The sequence below is a fragment of the Desulfitibacter sp. BRH_c19 genome (genome assembly GCA_001515945.1).
Lineage (GTDB): Bacteria > Bacillota > DSM-16504 > Desulfitibacterales > Desulfitibacteraceae > Desulfitibacter.
In genome coordinates this window covers 48,685-56,105 of record LOER01000042.1, presented here as the reverse complement: position 1 = coordinate 56,105, position 7,421 = coordinate 48,685, and the positions used below count along the sequence as shown (strand labels likewise).

General features: G+C 34.3%; 6 protein-coding genes. All 6 read left to right on the top strand.

Annotation, left to right across the window (positions count from 1 at the left end):
- The coding region (locus tag APF76_02990; GenBank protein KUO49260.1) for a hypothetical protein at positions 1-953 on the top strand (953 nt) is incomplete at its 5' end.
- Between the two features lie 211 nt (positions 954-1,164).
- Positions 1,165-2,754: a hypothetical protein gene (locus APF76_02985; protein KUO49259.1), complete on the top strand. Its 1,590-nt coding sequence runs from the start codon at positions 1,165-1,167 to the stop codon at positions 2,752-2,754.
- A 167-nt stretch (positions 2,755-2,921) separates the two neighbouring features.
- Positions 2,922-3,773, top strand: coding sequence for a methyltetrahydrofolate--corrinoid methyltransferase (locus APF76_02980; GenBank protein KUO49258.1), 852 nt, complete (start codon positions 2,922-2,924; stop codon positions 3,771-3,773).
- Between the two features lie 487 nt (positions 3,774-4,260).
- On the top strand, positions 4,261-4,926 hold the full coding sequence (locus APF76_02975; GenBank protein ID KUO49257.1) for a hypothetical protein: 666 nt from the start codon (positions 4,261-4,263) through the stop codon (positions 4,924-4,926).
- Positions 4,920-5,507 (top strand): hypothetical protein, encoded by a 588-nt coding sequence (locus APF76_02970; protein ID KUO49256.1) that lies wholly within the window; start codon positions 4,920-4,922, stop codon positions 5,505-5,507. The genes APF76_02975 and APF76_02970 overlap by 7 nt, the downstream gene beginning before the upstream one ends.
- Positions 5,508-5,776: 269 nt before the next feature.
- Positions 5,777-7,231: a hypothetical protein gene (locus tag APF76_02965; protein ID KUO49255.1), complete on the top strand. Its 1,455-nt coding sequence runs from the start codon at positions 5,777-5,779 to the stop codon at positions 7,229-7,231.
- The last annotated feature ends 190 nt before the right edge of the window (positions 7,232-7,421 follow it).

Here is a 7,421-nt window from a genome sequence, read left to right as displayed (position 1 = left end):
AATATCCTAAGTTAGTAGACGTTTTACATGGACCTACATTAGCAACAGTATACGGCAAAAAAATTAGATCTGGAACACCTTATGAAACATTAATGGGCAGATATGAAGCAGAACTTAGAAGACAAGCCACATATAGAGCCGAAAGGCCTGGAATTGGCCATACAGGAATTGCTGGTGCAGTGACACATTATGGTCATCTTGGTGGAGCAGCATTTTTCCCTGGTGAAGGAAATAATACAATGTCATTGTGCCCGGTGGAATTAAAAGCATCTATGAGTAACTTCCATAGGATTGTTATGGGAATAAACTGTGGCCACAACATAAGAGCAGGCGGTTTCTCCTATATAGGTGGTTATGCTGGTCCAGCTGAAGGAGCTGTTCTTGCAAATATTGCTACAGATTTATTGCTACCAGTTATATTACAAGCTACCTATGTCAGCTCCTATGTATATGACTTACAGTTATTCGGTAATTGTGGACGTAAAGCAGTATGGGCTAATAGTGTTTCAACTCAAGCAGTTAGTAGAAATACTAATATTATGCGTAATAAAATTGTAAATGAGACAGCGGGTCCAATGACTGAAATGTTTCTATATGAAGCTGCTGTAGGCTTAATGAACCATTGTGTATCAGGTTCTACTAAAACAACACAACCAAGATCAGCTGGAGGTAGGTATACAGATTATTTAACTCCAATGGAGGCTTGGTGGTGTGGTGAAGTATTTAAGTCATGTGCAGGTATGACAAGGAAGCAGGCAAATGAAATAGCAAAGAAAATATTGCCAAAGTATGAAGAAAAATTACCAACTCCTGATAAAGGTTATAGTGTAAAAGAATGTTTTGATTTAGATAACATGAGACCTACGCCTGAATACGAAGCACTTTATCACCGTGTGAGAAATGAATTAATTGAATTAGGAATGCCTCTTGATAACGTTTATTGTACTAAATAATTTGTGGTACATTTTGACTTAATATATAAGATAGCTCTTCAAAGTTCGGGCTCCTAAAGCTATGGAGCCCATTTTTTTTAGAACAGTTATATCTAAGGTTCTTACTAGACACACTATTTATTTTTTTGAGCTAGAGGAAAAGCGGATAACTAATAGAAATATATATATGTGTATATATATATAGTAACTACAGGTGGTGGAGGTGTATTAGGTGGAGGTCACATTAGCAGATCTACTTTTATCTAATTTTTTAAAGAATGCAACTGTCCTTGCGGGAGAAAAGGGGCTTTCTAAGAAAGTCACCTCTGTTACTGTTTTAGATTCCCCTGACGCACATCAATATTTAAGGGGTGGAGAGTTTGTTGTAACTACAGCCTATAGTATTTTAGATGATGAGGATATGCAAAGTAGGGTTGTGGAAAATTTAGCCAAAAATGGGGCAGCGGGGCTTGGCATAAAACTACGTTTCTTTAAGAACAAACTGCCTGAACGGCTCAAAAAGAAAGCTGACGAAATTGGTTTTTCAATTATTAGCATGCCGGATGAACATGCATATATAGATATTTTAGAATTTGTTATGCTAAATATGGTTTGCAACCTTACAAAGGAAGTCAAAAGGATCGATGAAGTATATAAAGAAATTAATAAATCAATAAGTAGTGAAGGGTTGGATGGTGTAGCAAAGATACTATATAAGTGGACTGGACTATCTATTGTAATTTTATTTGAAGAAGAAGCCTATTCTTACCCAGCCTTTACCTTGCCTACAAAGTTTTCTAAAAGACATGAAAAATGGAGTCCTAAGTATAGCAAGTATAATACTGCTGGGTCCGTGAATTGTTATGGTTGGGAGATAAATGGAGAAACTAGCTTGGAATGGCTTGCCACAGAAATAATGTTGGATAACAGTTCAGAAGGTTACATTTTAATGTTTAAAGATAAGGAAGATTTTAATAAGACTGACTGTATAATACTTGACTATGCTGCATCGGCATGTTCCATGGAGATTCAAAGGATTAAATCTTTAAAGGATGTTAAACGAAAATATAAAAATGAGTTTTTATTACGGCTTATGAATGGTGAATATTCTTTTAAAGATGCATTTTACCAAGCTAGTCAATTGGATTTTAGTATATCACAGGATAATCTGATAGTTGCTGTACTAGACAGTAATAATATAATGGAACATAACTTTTCCATTGAAAGAATTGATAATTTAATTACACGTGTCTTTGGTAAGAACGCTATCTATGGAATGTATAATAATGATCTTGTGATTTTATTTAGTAATTATATAAATAGAACTGACTTTCCAATTAATAAATTCTATGATGAGCTAGAGAATATTTTTGGCAAGACACCATACTATCTTGGCATAGGTAGGTTAATTAATTTCAGTAGCGTTCAAAAGAGTTACGAAGAAGCAAAAAAAGCAATAAAAATAGGTAGCCTTATTAACATCGCACCGAAGCTCTTTCATTTTAGTAGCCTAGGTTTTTATAGATTATTGAACTTACCAGAGGTTAATGATGAAATAAGACTGTTTTACAATGAATACTTAATTCCACTAGTGGAGTATGATAGGAACAACAATGCAGACTTAATTGAGACATTAAGCATTTATATTAGCTGTGGTTATAATTACAGAGAGACAGCAAAATGCCTCTATGTCCATCCAAATACTGTTAGATATAGGGTTTCCACAATTGAAAGATTAACTCAACTAGATTTAAAATCAGCAGATGATCGTCTAAATATGCAAATTGCATTAAAAATAATGCCTTTTATTACAAATACTTAAAAAAATGGTTTTGCTAAAGAGCAACTTTGATAGTTGTTCTTTATTATGTATCGGGTGATCAGTTGTATAAGTTGACAAAAAGAGCTCCTATAATTATAAGTTTTTAAAGCTTGTTTTGTTTACCTAATCAAAGGCTAATAGAACTTTGACTAAGAATACTAGTAACAATGAGTTCTTATGTACACAAAATATCAGAGGAGGTTTCAAGCATGAGTGTTTTAATTGTGGGAGAATTAATCAATACTAGTCGTAAAGCGATTAAGGAAGCTGTAGAAATTAGAGATGCTTCCTATATTCAAAAAGTAGCTTTAGAGCAAGAGAAAGCTGGTGCAAATTATATTGATGTAAATTGTGGAACCAGAGTTTATGATGAAGAAGAGACTATGGCCTGGTTGGTAAATACTGTTCAAGAAGTAGTTACTGATATCCCGCTATGCATAGATAGTCCAAACCATAAAGCGATAAAGGTTGGTCTAGAATTACACAAGAACGGACAGCCAATGGTAAATTCCATCACGGCCGAAAAAGAAAGATTTAATGAAGTATTGCCGCTAATTAAAGAGTACAAAACTAAGGTTGTTGCATTGCTAATGAGTGACGAAGGTATGCCAGATAGTGCCGAGGATAGGATAAAGGTTGTCGAGAACCTATTACCAAGGTTATTAGATAATGGCATACCTGCTGAGGACATTTACCTAGATCCGCTTATCAAACCCATAAGTACAGGATACTTAGCCGGCCAGGAAGTTTTACAAACCATAAGCTACATTAAGGCGAAATACCCAGATGTGCACATGATATGTGGATTGAGTAACGCTTCCTATGGATTACCCAATAGAAAGTATCTAAATAGAGCATTTACAATAAATACGATGAGTTTTGGCATGGATTCCTATATTTTAAATCCATTAGATAAAGAGAGTATGTGCCTTATTTATTCCTCACAGGCTTTACTAGGATTGGATAAACACTGTAAACAGTTTTTGAAAATTCATAGAAAAGGACTTTTTGAAGATTAGGAAAGGGTCTATAGTAAAGGATACTTAATGGATAAATGGAGTTTAACTTCGGTTATCCCTTTATTTATGGAGAAAAATTCAGTAAGTCAGGTCAAGGCAGTTTATGATATTAATGACAAACCGATTAACCTATATAAGTGTTTGGGCAGAACTTAAAAAATTGTTCTTCAAAGTGAGGGCTCCTAAAGCTATGGAGCCCAATTTTATTAACCTAAAGCATTCTAAGTGAAATCGTTCAGGTAAAGCTGTCTCAACCAATATAGAATATTTTCCGATAAACTGTAGTATATTGATAATGCCTATTAGTTTGTTCCAGTGGGGATTTAAAGGATTAAATGTTTAAAGGTGATGAAGCGTAAATAATTGCTATTACTAGTTCGATTATTTAGAATATACAAAAAACATTATTCAACTATAGAGGAAAATTATGAAAGAAGTAGAAATTAGTAAAGTATAAGGGAAAGGGAAAGGGAAAGGATGATTCCTCTTGGAATTATTTATTGAAAATGATTTAGATGCCGCGGCCTTTAGTAAAATCAAATCTTACGGAATGATTGGTGAATTTAAAAAAAACCAAATAATAATTGAACAGGGTCAAAATATAGATAGGCTCTACCTAATAGATAAAGGGTTTGGTAAACTTAGCTTATTATCAGAGGATGGAAGGTCTCATATAATAGGCTATTGCGGGTCAATGTCTTGGATTTCAGAGTTTTTTTACTTGTCAGGGGGTACTGAGAGTAATTATGGTGTTGAGGCAGCAACAGATGTTGTGAGCTATATTTTTGACAGATTTAGCATGGAAAAAGTACTTGATCAATACGAAGTTGCTTTTTCTCTGGGTCAAAGTGCCATTAAAAAGTGCATATTAGCTGAGAACAAGATTAAAAGCATTTGCTTTTCAAGTGTTGAGAAACGCATTATCTGGGTATTTAGAAACTTCATAGAAAAATTCGGGATTAAATGTAATGAGGGAATCTTAATGAATTTTTATGTTTCAAGAAAGGATATAGCTGAGCTTAGTGCCTGTTCAATTGAAATGGTGGATTTATTCTTAAAAACGTCTAAAAAAAATCTAATAATAGTACGAGTAAATGATAAATTTTTGATACAAAACCCTGAAGCATTATGGAAGGGGGGAATTCTATGTTGAATCTAGAAAAATCTGGTTTGTTCTGGGGTTGCGATTTACCCATTACTAATGAAGAGTTTTCAACATGTAGGACACTAAATCTAGGGCCTAATGCAACAATGTTCTTTTCTACAGATCAACTAGAATGCATATATTATTTGGATGAAGGAGTAGTCAGTTTTAATCTAAGTTCTCATAAGAAGACAAAAAAAATATATTGGAAATGCAAAAGCCTAATTAATTCTTTCCTTATTTTTTTGAATGACTATGGTTTTCAGTTGCAGACTATGACAGATGTTACATTTAAAGTCATGAATGCTAATGATTTTAAGGAAAGAATGAGATGCAATAATAAATTTTTAAAAGAAGTTATCATGTATAATGCATATTCCTCTTACTGCTATATAAACCAATTGAGCCTAATGTGCTTTTATGATTCTCATGCGAAACTAGACCAGTTTTATAAAGCTGTTCATGAATATGATACTGCAAGTTTTGAGGATTTTATTTCCTGCGGTAGCATAACCCAGAAAACTATTGCTGAGGCACTTTCATTGCATCCAGTTACAATATCAAAAGCTGTGAAAAATAAAAAAGTATAGAAATAACCTAAAAATGCATTATTCTAGTAAAAAATTAGTCTATTACAGGTACTTTTCTGACTACAATTGTTATTATAGGATTATAGAGCTTAAAACACAGGGTCTCTGCCTAAGGATTGTAGACAAGGAATTTAATAATGATAAATAAAGTTTGATTTTTGAATTAAGCCTTAAATCAAAAAGTGGTTTCAAGATAGACCCACACTAAAGTAACTTGGTTACCTTTAGTGTGGTTTTTTTATACAATAAAATCTAGGAGGCGGGGAAAAATGGCTTTAAACGTATCGGTCAAGGTAGCATCACAAGATGAAATTGACCTGATGAAGAAAAAAGTAATCGAACTTTTGGAAAAAAGGGGCATGAAAGTTGATCATCCACAGTTAATAAAATGCTGCGTAGATGCTGGAGCTAAGATTTCAAGCTCAACTGGGAATGTTATATTCCCTAAAAAGATGCAAGAAGAATATCTTGCACTAGCTCCAAAAGAATTTTTATTAGCAGGTATTGATGCAAAATACAATCTAAAGATTCCTCATCCAGAAGGCCTGTTTTATAGCAGGCCGGTAACTGGTGCCATGTATATCTATTCTGAAAATGACCAGTATCGTCAGCTTGGGTTGGATGATTTAGGGGAGTGGACAAGGCTAACCCACAATCTAGAGCATATGGATTTTTATTCCCTTCTGACATTGAAGGCAAAAGATTTTCCACCTGAGGCAATTGATATTAATTCAATGTACACGGTCTTTAAAAACACCACCAAACATGGGTGGCTGCAGCCATATGAGGCAGAGAATGTTAAATGGCTTTTGGAAATGGCAGCCACGAGAATCGGGGGCAGGGAAGAGCTACGCAGGAGACCAATAGTCAGTATGATATCTTGTGCTATGAATCCCCTTTACATTAAATATATGGATGCTGAAGCTATTTATCAAGGTGCTTTGTATGGTGTTCCTATTCATTGCTGTACATTGCCCACTTCAGGAGCAAACGCTCCTATTACTCAGCCTGGGACAGTTTTGATGATGGCTGCAGAATGTCTAGCTATGGTTATTATGGCTCAGTGTGTTGCACCAGGCATTTCCTGTATTGCAACTCCAGAACACTTTGCTATGGATATGAGCAGCATGTATACACTTCAGTCTACAGTTGAAATTAATTGGGGTAGAATGCTGGCAGTACAATTGATGCAGGATGGATATGGAATTCCAGTACATTTATTTGGTGGAGGCTCAGATGCTTATAAGGTTGGTGAAGAAAGTATCTTCAATCAGGCAGTAACTGCTTACGGGGATGTATTAAGTGGGTGTACTATCCTTGGTGATCTAGGGCAATTAGAAACTGGTAAAACAATTGCCCCTGTGCAGTTAATTATTGATAACGATGTGTTGGGAATGCTAAAGGTGTTAAAAAGAGGATATGTTATAGATGATGATACTCTAGCAGTTGATGAAATTATGCATTTGAATGGTGAGACCGATTCTTTTATTACCCTTGAACATTCATACCGTCACTTTAAGGAAATTTATAGGGCAAAAACATTTACATACTCTTCCAGAACTGCATGGTTGGAAAGGGGCTGCAAGGACATGGTTGATCGGGCAAAAGATCTTTATAATGAACTTAAGGTTCAGTACAAGGAAGTTAATCTTTCAGATGAATTGGTTCAGGAACTGCTTGATTTAAAAAAGGCTGCTGAGAAGAGCCTACTCATGAATGCTTGAAAATATTAGTAAAAATAAATGAAACTAATATATTTATATGACTTGTTAGCTTATCTAACATATCAACTGTAATGGACTATTCAGACTTTTAGTCCATTACAGTTTTTTTTGGTATAAAAGAAGTTATCATAAAATCATAAAAAATTTAAAAAATTTAAAAAATTAAAAAATTTAAAATAACTATTGAATA

Excerpts from the sequence above, each read along its gene's own strand:
- APF76_02965 (KUO49255.1), top strand. The coding sequence starts at position 5,777 with ATGGCTTTAAACGTATCGGTCAAGGTAGCATCACAAGATGAAATTGAC.
- APF76_02980 (KUO49258.1), top strand. The coding sequence starts at position 2,922 with ATGAGTTCTTATGTACACAAAATATCAGAGGAGGTTTCAAGCATGAGT.
- APF76_02970 (KUO49256.1), top strand. The coding sequence starts at position 4,920 with ATGTTGAATCTAGAAAAATCTGGTTTGTTCTGGGGTTGCGATTTACCC.